This is a genomic window from Cupriavidus sp. USMAA2-4, assembly GCF_001854305.1.
Lineage (GTDB): Bacteria > Pseudomonadota > Gammaproteobacteria > Burkholderiales > Burkholderiaceae > Cupriavidus > Cupriavidus malaysiensis.
This window is the reverse complement of record NZ_CP017748.1, coordinates 2,412,439-2,438,268: the sequence shown is the minus strand read 5'-3', so window position 1 is coordinate 2,438,268 and position 25,830 is coordinate 2,412,439. Positions and strand designations below refer to the sequence as shown.

General features: G+C 71.5%; 21 protein-coding genes. 16 read left to right on the top strand and 5 right to left on the bottom strand.

Going from position 1 to position 25,830, the window contains the following annotated elements; translation table 11 throughout:
• Positions 1-6: 6 nt before the first annotated feature.
• The 6 genes from BKK79_RS10735 (at position 7) to BKK79_RS10710 (ending at position 10,707) form a co-directional block, all read left to right on the top strand.
• A complete protein-coding gene (locus BKK79_RS10735) occupies positions 7-2,136 on the top strand; it encodes a hydantoinase/oxoprolinase family protein (protein WP_071037687.1) in 2,130 nt (709 codons plus the stop codon).
• A 120-nt stretch (positions 2,137-2,256) separates the two neighbouring features.
• Positions 2,257-4,518, top strand: coding sequence for a hydantoinase B/oxoprolinase family protein (locus BKK79_RS10730; RefSeq protein ID WP_071038510.1), 2,262 nt, complete (start codon positions 2,257-2,259; stop codon positions 4,516-4,518).
• A 103-nt stretch (positions 4,519-4,621) separates the two neighbouring features.
• Positions 4,622-5,530, top strand: a complete 909-nt coding sequence (locus BKK79_RS10725) for a hypothetical protein (protein WP_071037686.1) — start codon at positions 4,622-4,624, stop codon at positions 5,528-5,530.
• Positions 5,524-7,539: an acetoacetate--CoA ligase gene (locus BKK79_RS10720; protein ID WP_071037685.1), complete on the top strand. Its 2,016-nt coding sequence runs from the start codon at positions 5,524-5,526 to the stop codon at positions 7,537-7,539. The genes BKK79_RS10725 and BKK79_RS10720 overlap by 7 nt, the downstream gene beginning before the upstream one ends.
• Positions 7,536-7,796, top strand: a complete 261-nt coding sequence (locus BKK79_RS10715; RefSeq protein ID WP_071010562.1) for a hypothetical protein — start codon at positions 7,536-7,538, stop codon at positions 7,794-7,796. The genes BKK79_RS10720 and BKK79_RS10715 overlap by 4 nt, the downstream gene beginning before the upstream one ends.
• A gap of 46 nt (positions 7,797-7,842) precedes the next feature.
• Positions 7,843-10,707 carry a LuxR C-terminal-related transcriptional regulator gene (locus BKK79_RS10710; protein WP_071037684.1) on the top strand — a complete coding sequence of 955 codons (2,865 nt, stop codon included), beginning with the start codon at positions 7,843-7,845 and terminating at the stop codon, positions 10,705-10,707.
• 64 nt (positions 10,708-10,771) lie between these two features.
• Here BKK79_RS10710 and BKK79_RS10705 read toward each other — a convergent pair whose 3' ends face one another.
• From BKK79_RS10705 to BKK79_RS10685, 5 genes are all read right to left on the bottom strand, one after another.
• Complete coding sequence (locus tag BKK79_RS10705; protein WP_084084669.1) at positions 10,772-11,809, bottom strand: helix-turn-helix transcriptional regulator; 1,038 nt, start codon at positions 11,807-11,809, stop codon at positions 10,772-10,774.
• Positions 11,810-12,025: 216 nt separating this feature from the next.
• The gene (locus BKK79_RS10700) at positions 12,026-13,114 is read right to left on the bottom strand and encodes an NAD(P)H-dependent flavin oxidoreductase (protein ID WP_071037683.1); all 1,089 of its coding nucleotides are present in this window, start codon (positions 13,112-13,114) and stop codon (positions 12,026-12,028) included.
• 50 nt (positions 13,115-13,164) lie between these two features.
• Positions 13,165-13,530, bottom strand: a complete 366-nt coding sequence (locus BKK79_RS10695) for a glyoxalase superfamily protein (RefSeq protein WP_071010564.1) — start codon at positions 13,528-13,530, stop codon at positions 13,165-13,167.
• Positions 13,531-13,826: 296 nt separating this feature from the next.
• Positions 13,827-14,807: a hypothetical protein gene (locus BKK79_RS10690; RefSeq protein ID WP_071037682.1), complete on the bottom strand. Its 981-nt coding sequence runs from the start codon at positions 14,805-14,807 to the stop codon at positions 13,827-13,829.
• A gap of 405 nt (positions 14,808-15,212) precedes the next feature.
• On the bottom strand, positions 15,213-16,661 hold the full coding sequence (locus BKK79_RS10685) for an MFS transporter (protein ID WP_071037681.1): 1,449 nt from the start codon (positions 16,659-16,661) through the stop codon (positions 15,213-15,215).
• A 131-nt stretch (positions 16,662-16,792) separates the two neighbouring features.
• Between BKK79_RS10685 and BKK79_RS10680 the strand changes: the two genes are divergently transcribed.
• The 10 genes from BKK79_RS10680 (at position 16,793) to BKK79_RS10635 (ending at position 25,794) form a co-directional block, all read left to right on the top strand.
• Positions 16,793-17,785, top strand: a complete 993-nt coding sequence (locus BKK79_RS10680) for a LysR family transcriptional regulator (protein ID WP_084084667.1) — start codon at positions 16,793-16,795, stop codon at positions 17,783-17,785.
• Between the two features lie 234 nt (positions 17,786-18,019).
• Entirely contained in the window at positions 18,020-18,910 is an 891-nt protein-coding gene (locus BKK79_RS10675) for an MBL fold metallo-hydrolase (RefSeq protein WP_071010567.1), read from the top strand.
• Between the two features lie 111 nt (positions 18,911-19,021).
• Positions 19,022-19,936: a LysR substrate-binding domain-containing protein gene (locus tag BKK79_RS10670; RefSeq protein ID WP_071010568.1), complete on the top strand. Its 915-nt coding sequence runs from the start codon at positions 19,022-19,024 to the stop codon at positions 19,934-19,936.
• Between the two features lie 347 nt (positions 19,937-20,283).
• On the top strand, positions 20,284-21,027 hold the full coding sequence (locus BKK79_RS10665) for a 3-oxoacid CoA-transferase subunit A (RefSeq protein ID WP_071010569.1): 744 nt from the start codon (positions 20,284-20,286) through the stop codon (positions 21,025-21,027).
• 5 nt (positions 21,028-21,032) lie between these two features.
• Positions 21,033-21,695, top strand: coding sequence for a 3-oxoacid CoA-transferase subunit B (locus tag BKK79_RS10660; protein WP_071010570.1), 663 nt, complete (start codon positions 21,033-21,035; stop codon positions 21,693-21,695).
• A gap of 182 nt (positions 21,696-21,877) precedes the next feature.
• Positions 21,878-23,164, top strand: coding sequence for an MFS transporter (locus tag BKK79_RS10655; protein ID WP_071037680.1), 1,287 nt, complete (start codon positions 21,878-21,880; stop codon positions 23,162-23,164).
• A 93-nt stretch (positions 23,165-23,257) separates the two neighbouring features.
• Positions 23,258-23,596 (top strand): 4-methylmuconolactone methylisomerase, encoded by a 339-nt coding sequence (locus BKK79_RS10650; protein ID WP_071010572.1) that lies wholly within the window; start codon positions 23,258-23,260, stop codon positions 23,594-23,596.
• 120 nt (positions 23,597-23,716) lie between these two features.
• A complete protein-coding gene (catC, locus tag BKK79_RS10645) occupies positions 23,717-23,992 on the top strand; it encodes a muconolactone Delta-isomerase (RefSeq protein WP_071010573.1) in 276 nt (91 codons plus the stop codon).
• Between the two features lie 189 nt (positions 23,993-24,181).
• The gene (locus BKK79_RS10640; protein WP_071015926.1) at positions 24,182-24,448 is read left to right on the top strand and encodes a helix-turn-helix domain-containing protein; all 267 of its coding nucleotides are present in this window, start codon (positions 24,182-24,184) and stop codon (positions 24,446-24,448) included.
• Positions 24,449-24,453: 5 nt separating this feature from the next.
• Complete coding sequence (locus tag BKK79_RS10635; protein ID WP_071037679.1) at positions 24,454-25,794, top strand: type II toxin-antitoxin system HipA family toxin; 1,341 nt, start codon at positions 24,454-24,456, stop codon at positions 25,792-25,794.
• The last annotated feature ends 36 nt before the right edge of the window (positions 25,795-25,830 follow it).

Sequence of the window (25,830 nt, the reverse complement as noted above, 5' to 3'; positions counted from 1 at the left end):
CCACAGATGAAACGCGTTTCCGTCGACATTGGCGGCACCTTCACCGACTGCTTCGTCGCCTGGGGCGAGCAGTGCGTGGAAGGCAAGGCCCTCACCACGCACCACAACCTCGCCGTGGGCTTCAACGACGCGCTGGCCGATGCCTGCCGGCAGCTCGCGCTGACGCCCCAGCAGCTGCTGCCCGAGGTGGACTCGGTGCGCTACGCCACCACGCTGGGCACCAACGCGCTGATCGAGCGCAAGGGCCCGCGCGTGGGCCTGCTGGTCACCACCGGGTTCAAGCACACCGTACCGCTGTCGCGTGCACGCGGCTATGGCGAGGGCTTGAGCGAGCCGGAACAGATGGACATCCCGAACGCCGCCCGCCCCGATGCCCTGGTTCCCATCCCGATGATCCGCGAGGTGCGCGAGCGCGTCGACTACCTGGGCCAGGTGTTCTGGGCGCTGGACGAAGACGATGTGCGGCTGCGCATCCGCGAGCTGGTCGACGCCGGCGCCCAGGCGCTGGTGGTCATGTTCACCAACAGCGTGGTCAACCCCGCGCACGAACTGCGCGTGCGCGAGATCTTCCTGGAGGAATACCCGGCCCACATGCTGGGCGCGGTGCCGGTGCTGCTGTCGCACCAGGTGGTGGGGCGCAAGGGCGAGTACGCGCGCGCCACCTCCACCATCGTCGACGCCTTCCTGCACCAGATCATGTATCACGGCCTGGGCACGCTCGAACTCAACCTGCGCCAGCAGGGCTACCTCAAGCCGATGCTGGTCAACCACAATTCGGGCGGCATGGCCCAGCTCAACTCCACCGATGCGCTGCAGACGGTGCACTCGGGGCCGGTTTCCGGCATCGCCGCCAGCGAGTACCTGGCGGCCGCGGCCGAGCTGGGCAATGTGGTGGCCACCGACATGGGCGGCACCAGCTTCGACATCGGCATCGTGGTGCAGGGCGGGCTGAAGTTCTATGACTTCAACCCGGTGATCGACCGCTGGCTGGTCAGCGTGCCGATGGTGCACCTGGTGGCGCTGGGCGCCGGCGGCGGCTCCATCGCGCGCTACGAGCGCATGTACAAGACCGTGGAGATCGGGCCGCAGTCGGCCGGCTCCGATCCCGGTCCGGCCTGCTATGACCGCGGCGGCCAGCATCCCACCGTGACCGATGCCGACCTGCTGCTGGGCTACCTCGACCCGAAGCACTACGCCAACGGCCGCATTCCGCTCAATGTGCGGCGCGCCCGCCAGGTCATGCGCGACGCCCTGTGCGATGAGCTCGGCCTCGACGTGATCGAGGCCGCCAAGCTGGTCAAGAAGCAGGTCGACGCCGCCATGGCCAACGGCATCGCCACCGAGCTGCGCACGCGCGGCTACGAGCCCAAGGACTTCACCGTGCTGGCCTACGGCGGCAACGGTCCGCTGCATGCCTGCGGCATCGCTTCCGCGCTGGGCGTCAGCAAGGTGCTGGCACCGCCGTACTCTTCGACCTTCTCGGCCTGCGGCGCCGGCACCGTGAACCAGATGCACATCCACGAGATGAACACCTGGACCGTGCTGTTCAACCCGAATACGCGCAGCTTCTTCGGCGACTTCGACGCCTTCAACCGCGGCGTCGAGGAACTGGAGCGGCGCGGGCGCGAGGACCTGGTGCGCCAGGGGCTCGACCCGGCACTGATCCGCTACCGGCTGGAGCTGGACATGCGCTACGGCAACCAGCGCGTGCAGACCGCGGTGGTCACGCCGCTGGCGCGGCTGCGCTCGCAGCGCGACGTGCTGCAGCTGATGGAGCTGTTCCACGCGCGCTATGGCGAGCGCTTCGGCGAAGGCTCGCAGAGCCCGGAGACCGGCGTGCGCATCAATACCCTGCGCGTGTGCGCCTATGTCGAGCAGCCCTCGGTCCGCTTCGCCAGCCTGGCCATCCGCGGCGAGCCGCTGGCCCCGCCGGAGCCGGTGGCCTGGCGCGAGTGCCACTTCGTCGGCCACGACGCACCGCTGCAGACCGCGGTGTACGACGACCGCGCGCGCGCCGAAGGCACGCAGATCGATGGCCCCGCCGTGATCACCACGCGCGCCACCACCTATCTGGTCGAACCCGGCTGGACCTACCGCGCCGTGGCGCAGGGCGGTGCCTGGTTCCTGCGCCGGTAGGCGCCGCACGACACCTTGCGCAAGGCCGTGCGCACGACGTCGCACACGATGCATAAGACGATGCAGGCGACGATGCCCACGGCGGCGCACACGACAGAACAGATGGAGACGGAGTTCAGCATGTCACACGAAAGCAATGCCGAAGAGCGCGCCCTGCTCGACAAATTCCTCGCCGACAACACGCTCTTCCTCGGCCCGGATCCCGAGATCATGCGCAACCACAGCGTCCTGCCGCGCTCGCCGCAGGAGGATGCGGTGCTGCGCCGCGGCCTCGACCCGCACCAGGTCCACCATGTGCGCGGCCTGATCAACGCGGCCCTGTCCGAGGCCTTCACCATGGTCAACCAGATGGGCGCCGCCCCGGGCGCCAAGTGGGGTGACCTGGTCACCGCCATCTATACCGCGCAGGGCGACCTGTCGATGATCGCGCCGCACGGCATCATCGCCTTCGCCGCCTGCTGCTTCTATCCGATCCGCTTCATCGTCAAGAACTGGACCAACGACCCGACCGTGGGTGTGCGCGACGGCGACGGCTTCATCCACAACGACGCGCGCTACGGAGGCATCCACAACACCGACCAGTCGATGATGATGCCGCTGTACTACCGCGGCGAACTGGTGTGCTGGCTGTCCTCGACCATCCACGAAGGCGAGAACGGCGCCACCGAGCCCGGTGGCCTGCCGGCCGCGGCGGAGAGCAAGTACGACGAGGGCATCAAGATGCCGCCGTTCAAGATCGTCGAGAACTTCGAGCTCAAGCGCGACCTCGTCACCTTCCTGCAGAACTCGGTGCGCGATCCGCGCCTGCAGCTCGAGGACATGAAGGTCAAGCTGCACGCCGTGCTGCGCCTGCGCGAGCGCATCATCGCCATCCTCGACCAGTACGGCCGCGACGCGCTGATCGGCACGCTGCGCACCCACCTGGAGGATGTCGAGGGCGAGATGCGGCGGCGCATCGGCGAGCTGCCCGACGGCACCACGCGCGTGCTGCAGTTCATGGACTCCACGCTGCGCGAGAACGCGCTGCAGAAGATCTCGTGCGCCATCACCGTCAAGGGCGAGCGCATGACCATGGACTTCCGCGGCTCCTCGCCGCAGTTCCTCAACCGCTCGGTCAACACCAACCTGGCCTCCTTCAAGGCCGCGCTGTGCACCGGCCTGCTGCAGAACATCTGGCCGGACCTGCCGCACACCATGGCGGTGCTGTCGCCCATCGAGATCCTGACCGACCGCAACTCCATCCTCGATGCCGAGGGCGAGATGCCGCAGGCGATGAGCCTGATGCCGCTGTTCAAGGGCTGCGTGGTGTGGACCATCCCGATGAACAAGCTGAGCTACAGCCTGCCGCACCGCTACTCGGCCATCATCGCCTCGCAGTACGACCAGGCCGCCACCTTCATCTATGGCGGCCTGACCCAGCACGGCGACGTCACCGGCAACTTCTGCGCCGACATCAACGGCAACGGCCAGGGCGCGCGCAGCCATGCCGACGGCGAGCACTCGATCTCGCCGGTGTTCGGCTTCATGTGCGATACCGGCGAGCACGAGGTGGCCGAGGAAGACACGCCCATCATCCGGCTCGGCGCCCAGCGCCTGGCCAAGGACCGCATCGGCTGGGGCAAGTACCGCGGCGGCATGGGCTACGAGCAGATCGCCACCGCGCGCGGGTCCGGCCTGTGGGGCTTCATGACCGGTTGCGAGGGCTCCAAGTTCCCGTCGGCGCAGGGCCTGTTCGGCGGCTATTCCTGCCCCAGCTACCAGCTGATGAAGATCAAGGGCATCAATATCTTCGAGGTGCTGAAGGCGGCGCCGAAGACGGTCGAGGTGTTCGACATCGTCGAGCTGATGAACAAGCGGCCGATCCCTGGCGCGCAGTACAGCAGCCACGACATGGGCATGACCTTCGAGCTCTGCAACGAGGGCGAGATCTACATGATCTGCCAGGGCTCGGGCGGCGGCTACGGCGACGTGCTCGAACGCGATCCGGAGCTGGTCATGCAGGACCTGCGCGAGGACCTGATGTCGCACGAGAACGCGCGCGACATCTACCGCGTGGCCTACGACGCGCAGACCCTGGTGGTGGATGCCGAGGCCACCGCGGAACTGCGCGCGGCGGCGCGCCGCGAGCGCATCGCGCGCGGCAAGCCCTTCGATGCCTTCTGCCGTGAATGGGTCAAGCCGGAACCGCCGGCGGGCCTGCCTTACTTCGGCAGCTGGGACGATCCGAAGACCATCTACATGACCACCATGGGGCAGCGCGTGAAGGTGCCGGCCGAGCAGATGCAGGGCGCCTTCATGCTCAACCCCAAGGATGTGCGCATCGCCGAACTGGAGGCGCGGCTGGCCGCGCTCGAGGGCGGCGCGCCGGCGCTGCCGCGCTGAGGCGCGGCGCATCCGGTCCATTCCACGGGCCCGCCGCATGCTGGTGCAGCGCACAGGAAGCGAGGCAGGCGGCAGGCCCTGGCAACGAAACAGGTGAGACATCATGGATAGCTTGAAGCAAGCCGCGCAGGCGCGGCGGCTGCTGTGGCTCGAGCATGGCGGCTACGCCGCCCGGCTGCTGGCCGGCGGCGAGGCGCCCTGGCGCGACGTGGCGGCGACGCTGGCCTGGATGCGCCAGGCACAGGGCCTGTTGCGCTCCGACGTCGTCACGCTGCCGGCCGGCGAGGTGGCGCGCGCGCTGCTCGCGCAGGCGCCGGGTGCGCCTGCCGCGTCGGCCTCGTCGAGCTTAAGGCAGGCGATGGCGGACAAGGCGGCACGGCCGGCCGGCCCGCTGCGCGTGTGGCTTGCCGACACCGCCTTGCGCGAACAGGTGGCGGCGCTGCTGGCCGGGCTGCGCGCCGCGCTGCCCGGCACGCTCATCGCGCTGGCCTTGCCCGCACCACGCCAGTGGCTGCGGCTCGCGGCGGCCGCGGCCGGCGTGGCGGGGGAGGGCCAAGGCGGGGACGATGAGTCCGATGAGGCCGATGAGGACAGCCTCGACGCCGCCGCCTCCTACAGCGCCGACTTCCTGCGCCACTTCGGCGCCAGCGGCATCGATGCGGTGCTGCTGAAGGAAGACCGCCGCTGGCCGGATGCGGACAGCGCCGCGCTGTGCCTGGAGCTGTACCAGCCGGTCGCCAATGTGGCCGCGCACTACGGCTGGAGCTACGGGCTGCAACTGCCCGAGGCGATCGCGCTGCCGGGCGGACATCTGCCCGGTTTCGTCATCGCGCCGGCGCCGCTCGAAGGCGTGCTGAGCGGCGTGGCGGTGCCGGCCGGCTTCTGGCAGGGCGAGCCGCTGCCCGCGGCGCCCGCCGGTGCCTTCGACCACGCCACGATTCCGCCCACGGCCGAGCCGGAGTCGGTACTGGCCGCGCTGGCGCGGCTGCGCGAGAGGAGCGGGGCATGGTGAGCGAAGGCCAGTGGCTGTGGAGCCCCGCCGCGGAGCAGGCGCGCGCCTCCAACCTGCAGCGCTACATGGACTGGCTCGGCGAGGCACGCGGCCAGCCGTGCCAGGACTACGCCGCGCTCCACTGCTGGTCGGTGCAGCAGCCCGATGCCTTCTGGCGCTCGATCTGGGACTGGTGCGGCGTGCGCTACGACGGCGATGCGACACGCGTCACCGACGGCGCGCCGATGCCGCATACGCGCTGGTTTCCCGACGCGCGCGTCAACTATGCCGAGCACGTGCTGCGGCACGAGGAACAGGCGGAGGCCGATGGCGAGGGCGGGCGCATCGCCTTCCATCACGCCACCGAAGCGCAGCCGCTGCGCGCCATGAGCCTGCGCGAGCTGGGCAGCCAGGTGCGCCGCCTCGCCACCCGCCTGCGCGAACTCGGCGTGCAGCCGGGCGACCGCGTCGCCGCCTACCTGCCCAATGTGCCCGCCTGCGCCGTCGCCATGCTGGCCACGGCCAGCATCGGCGCGGTGTGGTCGTCGGCGGCGATCGACTTCGGCGTGCGCTCGGTGGTGGACCGCCTGCGCCAGATCGCTCCCAAGGTGCTGATCGCCGCCGACGGCTACCGCTTCGGCGGCAAGGACTTCGCCCGCCGCGACGAAGTGGTGCAGATCGCGCAGGCGCTGCCGTCGCTGCAGCAGCTGGTGTGGCTGCCGGTGCTGGGCAGCGGCGTGCCGGCCGACCTGCCGGCCCTGCCTTGCCGCGTGCAGGCCTGGGACGCGCTGCTGGCCGGGCCCGAGGTGCCGCGCGCGGCCTTCTGCTATGCGCGCGTGGATACCGCCCACCCGCTGTGGATCGTGTTCTCGTCCGGTACCACCGGCCTGCCCAAGCCCATCGTCCATGGCCACACCGGCGTGCTGGTCGAGCACCTGAAGCTGATGCACCTGCATATGGACCTGCGCGCCGGCGACGTGATGTTCTTCTACAGCACCACCGGCTGGATGATGTGGAACCTGCTGGTGGCCGCGCTGATGACCGGAGCCGCGGCCGTGCTGTACGACGGCAGCCCGGTGCATGGCGGCCCCGGCTGCCTGTGGCGGCTGGCGGCGGACGCCGGCGCCACCAGCTTCGGCGCCAGCCCCACCTATGTGCAGATGATGGAGAAGGACGGGCTCGAGCCGGGCCGGCACTTCGACCTCGCGCGCCTGCGCAGCGTGGTGCTGAGCGGGGCGCCCAGCACGCCGGAGACCTTCGACTGGTTCTACCGCAGCGTCAAGCGCGACCTCTGGGTGACCTCGCAATCGGGCGGCACCGAGTTGTGCAGCGGCCTGGTCGGCGCCGTGCCGCTGCTGCCGGTGCATGCCGGCGAGATCCAGGCGCGCATGCTCGGCATGGCGGTCGAGGTGTGGAACGACGCCGGCGAACCGGTCGTCGACGAGGTCGGCGAACTGGTGGTCACGCGGCCGGCGCCCTCCATGCCCATCGGCTTCTGGAACGACGCGGACGGGGCACGCTACCGCGAGTCCTACTTCGAGGTCTTCCCCGGCACCTGGCGCCATGGCGACTTCATGCGCCTGACGCCGCAGGGCGGTTGCTACATCTACGGCCGCTCCGATTCCACTCTCAACCGCTACGGCGTGCGCATCGGCTCGGCCGAGATCTATCGCGTGGTGGAAGAGATGGAGGAGGTGGCCGACAGCCTGGTGGTCTGCTGCGAGCTGCCGGGCGGGCGTTTCTTCATGCCCTTGTTCCTGCGGCTGCGCGACGGCGTGCCGCTCGACGACGCGCTGCGCGCGCGCATCGCGCAGCGCTTGCGCACCCTGTGCAGCCCGCGCCATGTGCCGGACGTGATGGTGGCGATGGCGCGCATCCCCTACACCCTGACCGGCAAGAAGATGGAGGTGCCCGTGCGCAAGATCCTGATGGGCCGCCCGCCCGAGCAGGCGGCCAGCCGCGATGCCATGGCCGACCCGGCGGCGCTGGATGCCTATGTCGCCTTCGCGCGCACGGAGGTGCCGGCATGAGCGCGGTGGAAGCCATGGCCGCCATGGCAGAGCCGGCCGGACCCGGTGCGGCCTGCCCGCAGGAGCATCCGCGCGCCGGCTACGCCGGGCTGGCACCGTTGTGCTGCAACCCCCTCGCCGCCTTGGCCGCCTTCGCGCGCGTGGGCGGCTGGTCGCCGCCGCTGCCCGAGCGCGGTGAGGCGGCGGATGCCGCCGCCGGCGCGCCGGCCCGGGTCCCGCGGGAAACCCCGCTTGCCCCCGCGCAGGGCGGCCGCTAAGCTCGTTGGCGAGCCTGCCCGCCCGCCATCCCCTCCCGCACTGACCGTGGCCGACCTTCCCGCCCCTCCGCAACGCGGCAGCCGTACCGGCGCGCCGCGCCGCCGTGCGTCCGGCTCGGGCGTGGAGATCCGCGAACACAAGCTGTTCGCGCCACCGGCACGGCCCGGCGCCATCGTGCGCCATGCCTTGCTGGAGCGCGTGCTGGCGCTGGGCGCGCCGCGCGTGGTGATCGTGCAGGCCTCGCTGGGCGGGGGCAAGTCCACCTTCCTGCAGCAGGCCATGGACACGTGCCGCGCCCGCCGCTGGGCCACCGGCTGGCTCACGCTGGACGAGGACGACGACGACCCGCACCGCTTCGAAGTCCATTTCGCCGCGCTGGTCGCCCGCCTGGCCGAGCAGGCCGGCGCCGCCGTGGCCGGCGGGGCGGCGCGCGTGGCGGCCGACAAGATGCTGGACTGGACGCTGGGGCAGCTCGCGCGCATCGCCACGCCGGCAGCCTTGTGCCTGGACGATGTGCAATGCCTGCACAACCCGGTGATCCTGCGTTTCCTGCGCGACCTGCTGCGCGCGCTGCCGCCGCGCTGCCGCGTCTTCATCGGTTCGCGCAGCCTGCCCGACATCGGCCTCAGCTCGCTGCTGGTCGCCGAGCAGGCCATGGTGCTGCGCACCGAGGACCTGCGCTTTTCCGCCGCCGAGTCCGCGGCCTTCCTGGGGGCGGAGGGGGGCCGCGCGCAGGCCGACGCGGACGCGGACGGCATCGACGCCGAGACCGCCGCCGCGATCCATCGCCGCACCGAAGGCTGGCCCGCCGGCCTGCAACTGTTCCGGCTGTCGATGGCGCGGCCCGGCATGGCGCGCGCCCTCGACGAACTGCACGCCCTGCGCGAGCGCGAGCCGCTGGCGCTGGCCGGATACCTGTCGGAGAACGTGCTGTCGATGCAGCCGCCGGAGATGCAGGATTTCCTGCAGAAGACAGCGCTGCTGCGGCGCCTGAGCGGTCCGCTGTGCGACGAGGTGGCCGGCGGCGCGGACGGCACCGCCAGGCTGCGCCAGCTGGAGCAGTCCGGCCTGTTCCTGGAGGCCCTGCAGGGCAGCCCCGGCTGGTACCGCTACCACAGCCTGTTCGCCAGCTTCCTCGCCGAGCGGCTGACGCGCGAGGATCCGGACCAGGCCAGCGCCGTGCACCGGCGCGCGGCCCACTGGCATGCGCGGCACGGCACGCCGGAAGAGGCGATGTTCCATGCGGTGGAGGCACGCGAATTCGCGCTCGCCATGGAGATCCTCGACGGGTGGGCACCGCGCCTGATCACCAGCGCCGAGCTGGTCACGGTGGTGGACTGGTTCGACCGCCTGCCGCCGCACGAGATCGTCCAGCGCGAGGGGCTGGCCATCAAGATCGCCTGGGCGCTGGTGTTCCTGCGCCGCGCCGCCGGCCCGCACCCGCTGCTGGCCCACCTGGCGCGCAGCGGCGCGGAAGATGGGCGCGACGGGAAGGCAGGAGACAGCGGGGATAGCGGAGACAGCGGGGACGGGGGAGCGGGCGCCGGCGCGGCCGGGCACAGTCCGGTCGTCGTGCTGGCCATGGCCGCCATGTTCGGCGGCGACCTGCGCGGGGCCGCCCGGCTGGCCGACGTGCCCGCGGTGCAGGAGCCGGCGCCGGATCGCTTCGTCGCCTTCGAGCGTGGCGCCGCGGCCAACCTGCTGGCCTTCCGCGCGATGGCCCAATGGCAGGAAGAGGACATCCGCCGGCTGCTGGTGCTGGCCGACAGCCACAACGAACGCGCCCAGGCCGCCTTCAGCCAGGGCTACACGCTCGCCTTGCGCTGCCTGCTGCAGGTCATCCGCGCCCGGCCCCTGGAGGCCACCGGCGCGCCGCCCTATCCGCCGGGCCTGCGGCCGCGCCTGGAACGCGGCATGGCCGCCGCCGCGCTGGGGGCGGTACGCATCTGGGCCAGCTACGAGGCCGACCAGCTCGATGCCGCGGAGGCCCTGGCCGCCCAGTTCGAACAGGACATCACGTGCGCCGCGGTGCCGGAGTTCGTCGCCCTCTCGATGGTGGCGATCGCGCGCCTGCACCAGCTGCGCGGACGCCCCGCGCGCGCCAGCGACACGCTCGACACGCTGGAACGGATCGGTTTCGAAAGCCGCTGGAGCGTGGTGCGCGAGATGGTGGCCTGGGAGCGGCTGCGCATGGCGGCCGCCGCGGGCGACGCCACGCTGGTGGACAAGCTGCTGCGCCAGGCGCCCGGCCAGGAGGCGCCGCCCGACGGCAGCTGGCTATCGGTCACGGAGCTGTTGAGCGGGCCGGTGCTCGGACGCATCCGCCTGGCGCTGTACCAGCGCCATTTCAGCCAGGCCGCCGGATTGCTGGAGGCGGCCCAGGCCATGGCGCCGGCGCGGCCGTTGCTGAGCCTCAAGCTGTCCGTGCTGCAGGCGCAGCTGCTGCACTACCAGGGCCAGCCGCGCCAGGCCGGCCGCCTGCTGCTGCAGGCCCGCGAGACGGCGCGCGCCGGCGGCTGCCTGCGCGCCCTGCTCGACGAAGGCGCCGAAGTCGCCAGCCTGCTGGCGCCGCCGCCCGAGCCCGCCGCCGTGGCGGCGGCACTGCCGGCAGCATTCCCGGCTGCGGGATTGGCCGCTGGCCTGGCCGACCCGTTCCCCGCCGGTGGCGCCGGCAACGGCGAACTCTCGCAGCGCGAGCGCGAGATCCTGCGCCTGCTGTGCAGCGGCGCATCGAACCGGGAAATGTCGCAGCAGCTCTACCTGTCCGAGAACACCGTCAAGTTCCACCTGAAGAACCTCTACCTCAAGCTCGGCGTCAAGAACCGCGCGCAAGCCATCCTGCGTGTGCGTCCGCCGGGCCCGTCAGGGCCATCAGGGCCGTCAGGGCCGTCAGGGCCATCAGGCCGCTAGGGGTGGTCCGCCACACGACCTTCACCTGCATCGGCCCTGCCGCCCCCGCATGGGGCCGCACCGCTTACTCCGCCTGCTCGCCGTCCCGCGCGCCGCCGTAGTGCCGCATCTCCAGCGGCGCCATGCCATAAGCCCGCCGGAACGCGCGCGTGAAATCCGACGCGCTCTGGAAGCCCACGGCATAGGCCACCTCCTGCACCGTCAGGCCGGGGTAGCGCACCAGGTCGTCGGCCGCCGCGCGCAGGCGCAGGTGGCGGATGTAGGCGCCCAGGCCGCCTTCGTGCTGGAACAGGCGGTACAGGCTGGGGCGTGACAGGCCGAGCGCCTGCAGCACGGACTCGGGGGTCAGCTCGCTGTCGGTCAGGTGGGCGTGCACGAAGCGGCGGGCGTGGTCGAAGGCCATGGCGCGGGCGATGGCACGCTTGCCGCCGCGCAGCCCGGCGGCCTCGGCGTAGGCGGCCGCGATCAGCTCCACCAGGGCGAGCAGCTCGCGGCAGGCGGCCTCGGCGGGCAGGTGGCGGATGCCGTCGGCCAGGCGCAGCGCGCGCGCGAGGATCAGGCGCACGGTGGGCTGGTGCGGGCCGAGCACTCGCCCGTGCAGCGCGCCGGGGTCGGGGAACAGGTGCTGCAGGCGTGTGCCCGGCACGAACAAGGTGGCGTGGCGGCAGGCGTCGCGCTGCGCGAAGATGGGCTGGTCGAGGTCGATCGCCAGGATGCCGACTTCCTGCGCTGAACCGGCACGGTTGGCCGGCCGCCCCACCACGCAGCCGTTGGCGCCGCTGAGCACCATGTGGAAGGCGATGCGGCGCAGGTTGTCGCGCGAGATGCGGGCGATGGTGCGTTCCTGCGTGACCTGGTCGGTCTCGGAGTCGGTGAACAGCAGGTCGCCGACCTCGTAGCGGTCCATCACGCCGCGGAACGGCAGGGCGATGGTCGCGCGCGAAGGCAGCACGTCGATGATCATGCCCAGCCGCTCGCGCCAGGCCAGCAGCTGGCCGGCCGCCGGCGCGACGCTCACGTCGAAGTGCCCATGCACGATGGCCAGCGGTGGCGCCGGTCCGGCGCCCGTCTGGCTGGGCGGAGGCGGTGTGTCGTCTGCCATGGCGGGGGCGATGTGGGGCGGCGCTCAGGGACGGCGCTCAAGGACGGCGCTCAAGGACGGCGGTAAGCGGTCCGGCAAGGTGCCCGCTAAAGGGGTGCCGCAAGAGCGCGGGACGCTGCCGGCAACGATGATACTGCGCTGCATGCCGGCGCCGCTGGCGCGCCGGGCGGGTGCCGGGCCGGCTGTGTCCCGCCGGTGCTGCAGCCGCTCAGCCGCTCAGCCGGCGCGGGCCGTGTCCAGCTGGCGCGCCAGTGCCGCGTCCACGCCCCCGGCGCAGCGGCGCGCCGCTTCCCAGATCTCGCGCGTCAGGTCGCCCGCATCCGTCTCGCGCGCCAGCGCGGCCGCCTCGCCCGACCACAGCACCGAGAAGTCGTCGCGGCCCGCTTTCTCGAAGGCCGCGCGCAGCGGGTCGACGGCGCCGGTGGCGAGCGGAAAGGCGGGCGCCACCTCGCTCATCGGGCCCTGCTCGCGCATGAAGCGCGTCAGCAGGCCGCGCGCGGGCCGGCCGGTGTAGAGGTTGGTCAGGCGCGTGGTGTCGTCGCGTCCCGCGCGCACCGCGGCGCGATGCAGCGCCGAGCGCCCGGCCTGCGGCGTCAGCAGGTAGGCGGTGCCGATCTGGGCGGCGCTCGCGCCCAGCGCGAAGGCAGCGGCCACGCCGCGCCCGTCGGCGATGGCGCCGGCAGCGATCACCGGCACGCGCACCGCGTCGACGATCTGCGGCAGCAGCGCGAACAGGCCCGGCTGCGCATGGATATCCCCGGTCAGGAACATGCCGCGGTGGCCGCCCGCCTCGTTGCCCTGCGCGATGATGGCGTCGACCCCGCGCGCTTCCAGCCAGCGCGCCTCTTCCACCGTGGTGGCGGACGACAGGATCATGGCCCCGGTGGCCCGTACCCGTTGCAGCAGGCCGGCTTCCGGCAGGCCGAAATGAAAGCTGACCACGGGCGGCCGGGTCTCCTCCACGACCGCGCACATGGCCTCGTCGAAGGGCGCCCGGCCCGGGCCGCTGCCGGCCGCCGACAGCTCGAGGCCGATCTCGCCGTAGTAGGGCGCCAGCTGCTCGCGCCAGCGCGCCTGGGCGGCGTCGTCGGGCGGCGGCGCGGTGTGGCTGAAGAAATTGACGTTGAAGGGCGCCGGCGTGGCCGCGCGGATCGCCGCGATCTGCTCGCGCAGCTGCGCCGGCGACAGCGCCGCGCAGGCCAGCGAGCCGAGGCCGCCGGCCTCGCACACGGCGATGGCGAGCGGGCTCAGGGAGCCCACCATCGGGGCCTGGATGATGGGGAGACGGGAGGGCAGGAAGGACATGGCGACTCGCTGGGGGTGGCGTCGAGGGAGTGGGCGGTGGCGGCCCTGCTTCAATCCGGGTTCAGCTCGCAGAAGCGCAGCCGGTTGCCGAAGGGGTCGGCCACCTGCAGCTGGCGTCCCCAGTCCAGCGTGTCGATGCCGGGACGGGCATAGGGATAGTCCTTGGCGGCCAGTTCCGCATGCAGCGCGTCGATGTCCTGCACCGGCACGAACACCGTCGAGCCCGGCGTGCTGTCGCCGTGATGCTCGCTCAGGTGCAGCGTCAGGCCGTCGCGGCGGATCTGCGCGTACAGCGGGAAGCTGGCCTCGAAGCGGTGCTCCCAGTCGAGCGTGAAGCCGAGGAAGTCGAGGTAGAAGGCCTTGGCGTGCTCGACCGAGAAGATGCGCAGGATGGGGATGGCGGACGACAGGTGCATGGCGCGGGTCCTGGGAGAGGAGAGCGTGGGTGCCGGCTGGCGGGAGCGAGGCAGTGGCTGCCGCGTCCTTGCCGCCTGCGGGCGGGGTTTGCCCGAGGCGTGCCGTCGGCGCGCCAGGCGAGGCAATCGCCACATTCTAGCCGTGCCGCGTGGCCGCCGCTTGCGGCCGTCTCCGCATTCCCGCTCCGGCACAGGCTGTGCCGGCGGCAGCGGCAGGTGCGCCTGCCGCTACCAGCCGCTGCCAGCCGCTACCAGCCGCTCCCGGCCGGCGCCGTGCCCGCCGTGCCCGCCCGTCGTCAGTTGCCGCCCGAGCTGGCCGCCACGGTGGTGGTGGCGCCCGCCGCCGGCACGGCGGGGATCGCCTGGCCGGCCACGGCCAGGCGCGCGGTCGGCGTCAGCACGATCTTGATCGGCCTGCGCGCCAGGGGCTGGGCCTGGGCCAGCGTTTGCGACTGTGCCGTGGCGGCGGCCGGCGCAGCCGGTGCCGGCTGGGCCGGCGGCACCGAGTTGGCCGAGTTGGCCGAGTTGGCCGAACGAGCCTCCTGCGCCGCGCGCAGGGCCTGCTTCCTGACCGCCTGCGCCACCAGCGCCGATTCCTTGTCGACCTCGCGCCGCGCCGCCGCCGGCAGCTTGGCCACGCGTACCAGCGACTGCGCATCGTGGCGGCGGCCGCTGGCCGTCAGCCAGATCGCCGCGCGGCTCACCGCCACCGGGCTGGCGCCGTCCAGCTCCAGCGCCTGCATCACCGGCGCCTTGGCCTCCTGGAGCGCGCCCGCGCGCATCAGCGCATAGCCCAGCGCGCTGGCGATCTGCGGGTTCAGCGGCTCCAGCGCCAGCGCCTGGCGCAGCTCGCCGGCCGCCAGCGCGAAGTCGCCCTGGCGCGTGGCGATCATGCCCAGGCCATAGTGGCTGTCCACCGCCTTGCCCTGGCGGTTCAGGTCGCGGTAGGCCTGCGCCGCCTCGGCTTCCTGCCCGGTCTCGCGCAGCGCGGCGGCGCGCAGCGCCAGCAGGTCGGCGTCGGCGCCGAAGCGCTGCTGGTAGGCCGCGATATGCGCCAGCGAGGCGTAGTAGCGCCGCTCGCGCTGCAGCGCCTGGATCTGCTCCAGCGTGCGCCCCCGTTCGGCGCGTGCCGCCGCCGAGGTGGCCAGCGCCGCCTCGTCGGGCCTGGCGGCGTTGGCCGTGCCGCCCGCCGCCGGCCGGGCGGCGGGCGCGCCGTCGTTCTGCACAGCGCTGCCGGCGCAACCGGCCAGCAAGGCCGCCGCCATGGCGGCGGCCATCCAGAGCCCCTTGGGTCCTCTGGGTCCTCTGGGTCCTTTGGGTCCCTTGCGGCCCGGCTTGTCGTTCCTGTTCATGATGCTTCCCTTTGTCCTGATCCGTAGTATCGGTGAGTCGGCTCGCCGCGGCGGACGTTCCAAGGGAAAGGAGAATCGCAATATGCGTGCCATTGCCCCGGCCGGCGGCCGCGCCTGTCCGCGCTCCGCCGCCGGCAGGCGCCAGGCAAGGCATGGCGGGCACCGGGTATGGGCTAGCGCTTAGACGGATACGTGTTACGCGTTACGTAACATGGCGATGGGGCGCCGTCTGCGCGCACGCAGCGGACGGGCGACGATGGCGTCGTGCTGGCGAGCGGTCGTGGCCCGGACAGGGGGGCGAGAGCCGCGCGGGGCTGCGCGGCCATCGCTTCAGCCGCGCGCCTCGCCGCGGGCCCGCGCCGCCAGTGCCACCACCAGCGCCAGGCCCACCAGCCCGGCCGCCACCGAGAAGGTCGCCCGCATGCCTGCCGCCACCGCGGCGGGTGGCGCGGCAGTGATATCGCCGCCGCCGGCGGCATGGGCGAACACCGCGCCCATCACCGCGGCGCCGGTGACCAGCCCGAGGTTGCGCGCCAGGTTCAGCAGGCCGGAGACGACACCGCGCCGGTCCGCGCCGATGCCGCGCATCACCGCGGTATTGTTGGCCGCCTGGAACAGCGCGTAGCCCACCGTCACCACCACGATCGCGGCCAGGTAGGCGGCCACGCCCAGCGTGGCCGGCAGCAGTGCCAGCAGCGCCGTGCCGATTACCATCGCCGCCAGCCCGGCCGCGACCGCACGCGCGGCGCCGTAGCGGTCGACCAGGCGTCCCGCGGGCAGGCCGCCCAGCGCCGACACCAGCGGACCGGCGGACAGCGCCAGCCCCACCCGCGCCGCATCCAGGCCCAGGCCGCGCGCCAGGTAGAAGGGGCCCACCACCAGCGTCGCCATCATCACCGTGGCCACCAGCGCGCTGGCCAGCAGCCCCGCGCGCAGCACGGGCTCGCGCAGCATGCCCAGGCGCAGCAGCGGCGCCGCCGCGCGCGCCTGGACCCGCACGAAGAGCGCGCCGATGGCCAGCGCCGCCGCCAGCAGTGCGCCATTGCGCGGGCCGAAGCGGCCGTGGCCGGTGGTCATGGCGAGCGCATAGGCGGCCAGCGCCAGCGCCAGCAGCAGCGTGCCGAGCGGATCGAGCTGGCCGGCGCCGCCTTGCCTGCGGTCGGGATCGGGCGGCAGGCCGCGCCGTGCCAGCCACCACGCCAGCAGCCCCAGCGGCACGTTGGCCAGGAACAGGGCACGCCAGCCGCCGCCGGCGATCAGCAGGCCGCCCAGCGAAGGCCCCAGCGCCGTGCCCACCGCCGACATGGTGCCGAGCAGGCCCATGGCGCTGCCGGCGCGTTCCTGCGGCACGGCCTCGCCCACCAGCGCCAGCGTCAGCGCCATCAGGATGGCCGCGCCCAGCCCCTGCAGCGCGCGCGCCGCCACCAGCCACCCCAGCGCCGGCGCGGCCCCGCCCAGCCCCGAGGCCGCGGCGAAGAGGAGCAGGCCGGCCAGCAGCAGGCGCCGGCGTCCGGCCAGGTCGCCCAGCCGGCCCATGCTGACCACCAGCGCGGTCACCGCCAGCAGGTAGGCCAGCACCACCCACTGCACGGCCTGGAACGGCGCGGCGAAGGCCTGCGCCAGCGCCGGCAGGGCCACGTTGGCGCTGCTGGTGCCGAGCGAGGACAGCAGCATGGACAAGGACAGCCCGGCCAGCGCCAGCCGCGGCGAAGCGCGGTCCCGGTTGCGTCCGGATGCCGGTGGCTCGCTGCCGGCGTCGATCGATCGGAAAGTGGTCATCAGGTCTCCACGCCTGCGGGGGCAGGCCATGGGGCAACAGCCTAGGCCTCGGCGAGCGCAGGCGGAAGGCGCATGGATCGCAAGGTATTCCTGCATTTGACGCCATCTCATGGCGGCGCCAAGATGGCGCCATGAGCACGCCCGACTTCAATCTCCTCCTCACCCTGCACGTGCTGCTGGACGAAGGCAGCGTGGCGCGCGCCGCGCAACGCCTGGGCCTCAGCGCCTCGGCCATGAGCCGCGCGCTGGCGCGCCTGCGCGCCACCACCGGCGATCCGCTGCTGGTGCGCGCCGGGCGCGGCCTGGTGCCCACGCCGCGCGCGCTGGCGCTGCGCGAGCAGGCCGGGCAGCTGGTGCAGGAGGTCGAAGCGGTGCTGCGCCCCGCCGCGCGGCCCCGCCTGGCGCAGGTCGAGCGCACCTTCACGCTGCGCACCAGCGAAGGCTTCGTCGAGAACTTCGGCCCTGGCCTGCTCGCGCGCATCGCGCAGCAGGCCCCCGGCGTGCGGCTGCGTTTCGTGCAGAAGCCCGACAAGGACAGCGCGCCGCTGCGCGACGGCACGGTCGACCTGGAGACCGGCGTGGTCAGCGAGGAAAGCGGCCCCGAGCTGCGCGTGCAGGCCCTGTTCCGCGACCGCTTCATCGGCGTGGTGCGCCAGGGGCATCCGCTCAGCCGCGGCAAGGTCACCGCCGCGCGCTACGCCGCCGGCCAGCACATCAGCGTCTCGCGGCGCGGGCGCGACAAGGGCGCCATCGACGACGCGCTGCAGGCCATGGGCCTGGCGCGCCACGTCGCCACCATCGTCGGCGGCTTCGCCACCGCGCTCGCGCTGGCGCGCGCCACCGATCTCATCGCCAGCGTGCCCGAGCGCCACACCGGCAACCTGCGCGCCGGCCTGCACAGCTTCGCGCTGCCGGTGGCCACGCCCGAGCTGACCGTTTCCATGCTGTGGCATCCGCGCCTGCACGCCGACCCGGTGCACCAGTGGCTGCGCGGCTGCGTGCGCGAGGTGTGCACCGGGCAGGTGGGCGAGCTGGCGCCACGCGAGAAGGAGGCGACGGGCGGGAAGGATGGGAAGGGCGGTGGCAAGGGCGGCAAGGGTGGCAAAGGCAGGGCGCGCGGCTAGCGTGAGCCTGATGCCGCGCCGCCTGCGCGGCCCGCGGCGTGCCTGCTAAAGCATCCTGAAACCCGGCTTTCGCAAAGCGAAATTGGCCGCCGGGGGGAAATCGCCGATGCTTGTGGCCTGCATCCGCGCGCGGGCATGGCGCCGCGACGGCCACCGCCACCGCTTCGATGGCCGTTTCCATGGCCGCTGCCCGCCGCGGATGCCCGCACAGAACAAGCCAGGAGACACTGCCCCATGATGCAGTCCCGCACCATCGGCGACCTCAAGGTCACCCGCATCCTCGAATACGCCGGCCCCACCCACGATCCCGCCTTCCTGTTTCCCGACATCGACCGCTCGGTGCTGGACGCCAATGCCGGCCTGATGGCGCCGCACCACTGGATCCCGCACATGAACAAGCTCATCGTGACGATCCAGTTCTGGGTGGTGCACGCGGGCAACCACATCATCGTGGTCGATACCGGGGTGGGCAACTTCAAGCCGCGGCCCGGCATCGCGCGCATGAACATGCTGAACACCCTGGTGCGCGAATGGATGACCGCGGCCGGCGCGCCGCCGGAGCGGGTCACCCACGTCGTCATGACGCACCTGCACGCCGACCACGTGGGCTGGAACACCACCTGGCAGGACAACCGCTGGGTGCCCACCTTCCCCAATGCGCGCTACTACATTCCCAAGGACGACTTCGTCTTCTGCGAGCAGGGCCGCAACAAGGAGCCCGGCGTGGTCGACGTGTTCGGCGAGTCCTTCTTCGACAGCGTGATGCCGGTGGTCAACGAGGGCCTGGCCGAGATGATCGTGCCCGGGCAGGAGATCGCCGACTGCCTGCAGGTGGAGGACGCCGCCGGCCACAGCCCGGGCCAGGTCGCCTTCCGCGTGCGCTCGCGCGGCGAGGAGGCCGTGTTCTGCGGCGACATCCTGCACAGCCCGCTGCAGATCGTGCGCCCGGACGTGAACTCCGGCTACTGCATCCGCCCGGACCTGGCGCGCAGCACGCGCCTGGGCTTCCTGCACCAGGCCGCCGACAGCGGCGCGCTGGTGCTGCCGGTGCACTTCGGCGAGCCGTACTGCGGCTACGTGCGCCGCGAAGGGCAGGGCTTCCGCTTCGAGCCGGCCGGCTGGTAGCGCGGCGCGGCCCCGCGTATTGCCGCAGCTTTCCGCGTCTTCCCGCATGTTGCCGCGGCGGGTCGCGCGGTTATCATCCGGGCAATACGATCGAGCCGCGAGACCTGCAGCATGGCTGTTCCCTTCGATATCACCGACTTCCGCCTCTTCGTCAACGTGGCGGAGTCGCGCAGCCTGACGCGCGGCGCCGAGCGCTCCTTCCTGTCGGTGCCGGCGGTCAGCAACCGCATCAAGAACCTGGAAGACACGCTGGGCGTGCGCCTGCTGGAGCGCTCGCCGCAGGGCGTGGCGCTGACCGCGGCCGGCGAGGTCTACCTGCAGCACGCGCGCGTGGTGCTGGCCGAGCTGGAGCGCCTGACCGGCAACCTGCAGCCCTACACCGCGGGCCTGAGCGGGCAGCTCAAGCTGGTGGGCAACACCACGGCCATCACCGAATACCTGCCGCCGGTGATCGGCGACTACCTCGCCACCCACCCCGACGTGCGCATCGACGTGCGCGAGCGCCTCAGCGACGACATCGTGCGCGTGGTGCGCGAGGGCGGCGCCGACCTCGGCATCATCTCCGGCAACGTGCCCACGGCCGGCCTGCAGGCGGTGCCCTTCGTCAAGAGCGCGCTGATCCTGGTGGCGCCGCTCGGTCATCCGCTGCTGGCCCGGCCCGCGGTGTGGTTCGAGCAGTCGCTCGAGTACGCCTTCGTGGCCCTGCTCGAAGCCACCGCCTACCAGATGTTCCTGACGCGCGCGGCGGGCGCGCTGCACAAGCCGATGACCATCCGCGTCCACGTGGCCAGCTACGACGCCACCTGCCGCATGGTGGCCGCCGGCGCCGGCATCGCCATCATGCCCAAGGCCGCCTTCGCGCGCCTGCGCGGCGAGCAGCCGCTCGGCAGCTGCGACCTGCTCGACGACTGGGCCGTGCGCACCTTCCAGCTCTGCGCGCGCGATCTCGAAGGCCTGTCCAGCTTCGCGCGCGAGTTCGCCAACCGCCTGATCGGGCGCTACGCGCCGGGTGGCGGCGCGGCGTAGCGGAGCAACGGTGTAGCGGTTTAGCGGTGTAGAACCGTAGCGGCGTTGCCTGACGGGGTGGCGCCGCGCTGACACCGTCCTTCGCCGCGCGCCCGCGCGGCGTCGCGTGCCGGCCATCGGGGCCGGCGCTTCCATGATCGCCACGATCTCCGCTTACGTTGCCATCCGAACTGCCAAGGCATCCTGGCGCGCGCTGCGCCGCGTATCGCCACGCGTCGGCGTGCCATGTCACTGCCTGCCGGCAGCCTGGCCTTAACGCGGCGCTAAGGGTGCTTGTCGATCGCGAAATTGTGAGTCGCGCGGCGCGGTGGCAACCTTCTCGCATCCACAGAACAACGACGCGAGACATGATCGACAAGCTTTACGAAACGGCGCGCGCGGCCGTGGCCGACGTGGCCGACGGTGCCACCGTCGCCATCGGCGGGTTCGGCGGCGCCGGCATGCCGGACGAACTGATCGATGCCCTGATCGAGCAGGGCGCGCGGGATCTCACCGTGGTCAGCAACAACGCCGGCAATGGCGACACGGGCCTCGCCGCGCTGCTGGCGGCGCGCCGCGTGCGCAAGCTGATGTGCTCCTTCCCGCGCCAGCGCGATGCCCATGTGTTCGAGGGCCTGTACCGCGCCGGCGAGATCGAGCTGGAGGTGATCCCGCAAGGCACGCTGGCCGAGCGCCTGCGCGCGGCCGGCTGCGGCATCGGCGGCTTCTACACGCCGACCGGCCACGGCACGCTGCTGGCCGAAGGCAAGGAAGCGCGCCGCATCGGCACGCGCGACTACGTGCTCGAATTTCCCATCGCCGTCGACGTCGCCCTGATCAACGCCGAGGCGGCGGACCGCTGGGGCAACCTGGTCTACCGCAAGACCGCGCGCAACTTCGCGCCGGTGATGGCCATGGCCGCCACCACCACCATCGCCGCGGTCCGGCGCGTGTGCGAGCTGGGCGAACTGGATCCCGAGACCGTCGTCACGCCCGGCATCTTCGTCAAGCGCGTGGTGCTGCGCGACGGCGCGCCGCCGGCCGCGGAGCCGGCCGTGCGCGTGCCGGCCGTCGTGCCGGCCGGCGTGGCCATCAATACTTGGGGGAGGTGAGGCGCATGGACCAAGTGGCAAGAAACCTGCTGGCCGCGCGCGTGGCGCGCGATATCCCCAACGGGGCCTACGTGAACCTCGGCATCGGCCTGCCCACCCTGGTGGCCAACCACCTGCCCAAGCATCGCGAGGTGATCCTGCACAGCGAGAACGGCGTGCTCGGCCAATGGTCGGCGGCCGAGCCCGGGCAGGAAGACTGGGACCTGATCAACGCCGGCAAGGAAGCCATCCGCCTGGAGCGCGGCGCGGCCTTTTTCCACCATGCCGACTCCTTCGGCATGATGCGCGGCGGCCATCTCGACATCTGCGTGCTCGGCGCCTTCCAGGTCTCGGAGCGCGGCGACCTCGCCAACTGGCATACCGGCGCGCCCGATGCCATTCCGGCGGTGGGCGGCGCCATGGACCTGGCCATCGGCGCCAAGCAGGTGTTCGTGATGATGGACCACCTGAGCAAGGACGGCGCCAGCAAGCTGCGCCGCCAGTGCAGCTATCCGCTGACCGGCCTCGCCTGCGTGAGCCGCGTCTACACCGAACTGGGCACCTTCGCCATCGGTCCGCACGGCGTGGCGGTGCTGGAACTCGTCGGCGACATGTCGCCGCAGGCCCTGCAGTCGGTCACCGACGTGGCGCTCGACTTCACGCGCCTGGCATCGCCCGAGTACGCCTGAACGCCCGGACGCATGAATGCCCGGACGCCGGCGTGGCAGCCGCTGCCGCGCCGGCTGTCGGGAGCACACCTGGCAGTACACAAGACGGGCCGAAAATCAGGCCGCAAGACAGGCCGCAAGACAGGCCGCAAGACAGGCCGCAGCAGCGGCTACAAGACAGACAAGACAGACAGGAGACGACAATGATGGATTGGTACAAGTCCGGCACGCCGCAGCAGAAGAAGACCTTCTGGGCCTGCTATTCCGGCTGGGCACTCGATTCCTTCGACATGCAGATGTTCAGCTTCCTGCTGCCCGCGCTGACCGCGGCCTGGGGGCTGGGCAAGGCGGAAGTCGGCGTGCTCGGCACCGTGGCGCTGGTGGTCACCGCCATCGGCGGCTGGGGCGCCGGCATTCTCGCCGACCGCTACGGCCGCGCGCGCATCCTGGTGTTCGCCATCGTCTGGTTCACCTTCTTCGGTGTGCTGGCCGGCTTCGCGCAGACCTACAACCAGCTGCTGGTGGCGCGCACGCTGCAGGGGCTCGGCTTCGGCGGCGAGTGGGCGGTGGGCGCGGCGCTGATGGCCGAGGTGATCGATCCCCGCCACCGCGGCAAGGCCATGGGCTACGTGCAATCCGGCTTCGCCGTGGGCTGGGCGCTGGCGGTGGTGGTGGCCACCGCGCTGCTGGCCTGGCTGCCGCACGACATGGCGTGGCGCATGGCCTTCTGGTTCGGCGTGATCCCCGCGTCGATCGTGCTCTTCATCCGCCGCCATATCCGCGACTCGGCCATGTTCGAGCGCGCCCGCCGCAGCCGCGCGCCGCGCGCTTCGCTGGCCTCGGTGTTCAACCGCCAGTACGCCCGCTCGCTGATCCTCGCCAGCGTGCTGGTGATCGGCCTGCAGGCCGGCTGCTACGCCATCCTGGTGTGGCTGCCCTCGCTGCTGGCGCAGCGCCAGGTGGCTGCCTCGTCGATGATCGTCACCGTCTTCATCATGGCCTTCGGCTCGTTCTGCGGCTTCGCCGTCGCCGCCGACCTGGCCGACCGCATCGGCCGCCGGCCCACGCTGATCGGCCTGGCGGTGTGCGCCTGGATCGTCACCGCCAGCTACATGCTGCTGCCGCTCAACCCGGTGCTGGCCGCCGTGCTCGGCTTCCTGGTCGGCTTCTCCGCCATCGGCATGTTCGCCGCGCTCGGCCCCTTCCTCAGCGAGCTGTTCCCCACCCATGTGCGCACCACCTGCATGGGCTTCGCCTACAACGTCGGCAAGTCGGTCGGCGCGGGCTCGGTGGTCGGCGTCGGCGTGCTGTCCACCCACATCGGGCTGGCCAATGCCATGGGCGCGTTCTGCCTGGTCGCCTACGCCATCGCCGTGTTCGGCATCCTGCTGCTGCCCGAGACGCGCGGCATCGCCATCGAAGCGATCGGCGCGGCGGAGGACGAGCCGGCCGCGGTGGCCCTCGCCGATGCCGCGCGGGCGCATACTTGAACACCTGAAAGAGACGGTCGGTACGGCGACGCTATGCGATGCCACGCAGCGCTGCCAGGTGCCGGCCCACCGATTCCACCCTGAGGAGACACGATGATCCGCATGCTGTACCTGCTGGTGAAGCCTGAAGGCATGTCCGACGCCACCTTCCGCGCCGAATGCCAGCGCCACTACGACATGTCGCACGGCATTCCCGGCCTGCACCGCTACGAGGTGCGCCTGGTCGCCGAGCAGCCCACCGACACGCACGTGCCGTTCTTCGACATCGGCCACGTGGACGCCATCGGCGAATGCTGGTTCGAGAACGAAGCGGCCTATGCCACCTACCTGGCCTCGGACGTCCGCAAGGCATGGTTCGAGCACGGCAAGACCTTCATCGGCCGGCTCAAGCCGTTCCGCACCGAAACCGTCGGCGGCGACGACACGGCCTGAGCACGGCGGGCGCCGGCCAGGCTTGCCGATATCCACGAGCCCGACGACTGCCTCGACGAAGACGCCAGCCATCGACAACGCCGACCCCATCGACCCCATCGAAACCACCCAGGAGACACCATGCTGTTCCACGTACAGATGGACGTGAAGATTCCCGACACCCTGCCGGCCGAGCAGGCCGACGCCATCAAGGCCGCCGAGAAGGCGCGCGCCATCGAGATCCAGCAGGCCGGCAAGTGGCCGCACCTGTGGCGCGTGGTGGGCCGCTACGCCAACGTCAGCATCTTCGACGTGGAGAGCAACGACGAGCTGCACGCGCTGCTGTCGTCGCTGCCGCTGTTCCCCTACATGACCATCCAGGTCACGCCGCTGGCGCGGCATCCGTCGGCGATCTGAGCGCGGGCGGGCATGGTGCGCCGGGGCGGCGCGCCTGCCAGCTGTCCCGACGCATTGGTGCCTGCGTGGTAATCGGCAGGTGGAAGCACGACGCTGCCATCGGCCGTACTTTGGTGCCTACAATCCGGATTGTGTATCAGGAAAAAACAGCCTATGCTTTGTAAAGTAAAAATACAGGCCATAGACTGTATGCGCGAATTCACGGTCCGCACGCCCGAGCAACTCCCAGCCATGCTCCGAGGCTTCCGCAAGCAAGCCGGCCTGACCCAGGCCGAACTGGCTGCCCGTCTGGGCGTACGCCAGCAGACATTGTCGGGGCTGGAGCGCAACGCGGAAAGCGTCAGCGCCGGGCGCCTGTTGACGCTGCTGTCGGTATTGGGTGTCGAACTCGTGCTTCGGCAAGCGGACGCTGCCGCGCAGGCCGCGCCCCCGCCAACCGATCTTCCTCAGTGGTGACGCCGATGGGGCGCCGCTCTCGCACGCGCAGCCTCGGACTCTGGATGAACGGCGTCTATGTCGGCAACTGGCAGTTCCAGCCGCAACACGGGGACGTACTGCAATATGCGGAGGCCTGGCTTTCGGCGCCCGAAGGGCGTCCGCTGTCCTTGTCGCTGCCGTTCACGCCGGGCAACGCCGCGCATCGGGGTGACGCCGTGCGCGCCTACTTCGAAAACCTGCTGCCCGACAGTCGGGAGATACGCGATCGCATTGCACGGCGTTTCCGCACGGAAACGACCGATGCCTTCGATCTGTTGGCACAAGTCGGGCGCGACTGTGTGGGCGCACTGCAATTGCTGCCGGACGGCATGGCGCCGACAGGCGTCGCCACGATCGATGGGGAACCACTGAACGAAGCGCAGATGGCGAGGGCATTGCGCGGAGCGGTCATGCAGCAGCCGCCAGCCGAGGCCGATGATGGTGAGTTCCGCATATCGATCGCCGGCGCCCAGGAGAAGACTGCTTTCCTGTGGGCGGACGGTCAATGGTTGCGCCCCAGAGGCTCCACGCCCACCAGTCATATCTTCAAGCTCCCCATGGGACTGGTCGGCAATATGCAACTGGACCTGGGCGAATCGGTCGAGAATGAATGGCTGTGCGCACAGATCCTCGCGGCCTATGGCATGCCCGTGGCCGCTTGCCGGCCGCTCATGTTCGAGAACCAGAAGGTGCTCTGTGTCGAACGCTTCGATCGCATGTGGTCGAAGGGAAGCAAGCCCTGGCTCATCCGCCTGCCTCAGGAGGACATGTGCCAGGCCACCGCCACGCCGCCATATCGGAAGCACGAAGCCGATGGTGGCCCGGGGATCGACCGCATCATGCGTCTGCTCGATGGCTCGATGCATCGTGAGGCGGATCGCCTGCGCTTTTTCCAGGCACAGGTTCTGTTCTGGATGCTGTGCGCCCCCGACGGACATGCCAAGAATTTCAGCTTGGCGTTGCGTCCTGGTGGCGCCTACCAGCTGACACCCCTATACGATGTGATGTCGGCCTATCCACTGCTTGGCGAAGGACCAGGGAAACTCTCGCCGCACAAGGTCCGCCTGGCGATGGCGGTCCGTTCCAGCAACGCACATTGGCGAGTACGGGACATCCGGCGGCGGCACTGGCTGGAACTGGGGCGCCGCCACGCCATCGTCACGCCGGAGGGCGGCGACGCGGAGTCCGTGGTCAACGGTCTCGCAGCAAGCACGCCTGCGGTAGTCACCCGCGTGCGCAGCCTGTTGCCAGCGGGGTTCCCTTCGGCACTGGCCGACACCATCCTTGGTGGATTGCAGGCGGCGGCGGACAAGCTTGCGGCCTGAGTCCAGAGCGCGTCTCCGGATACCGTTCCCGCCCAT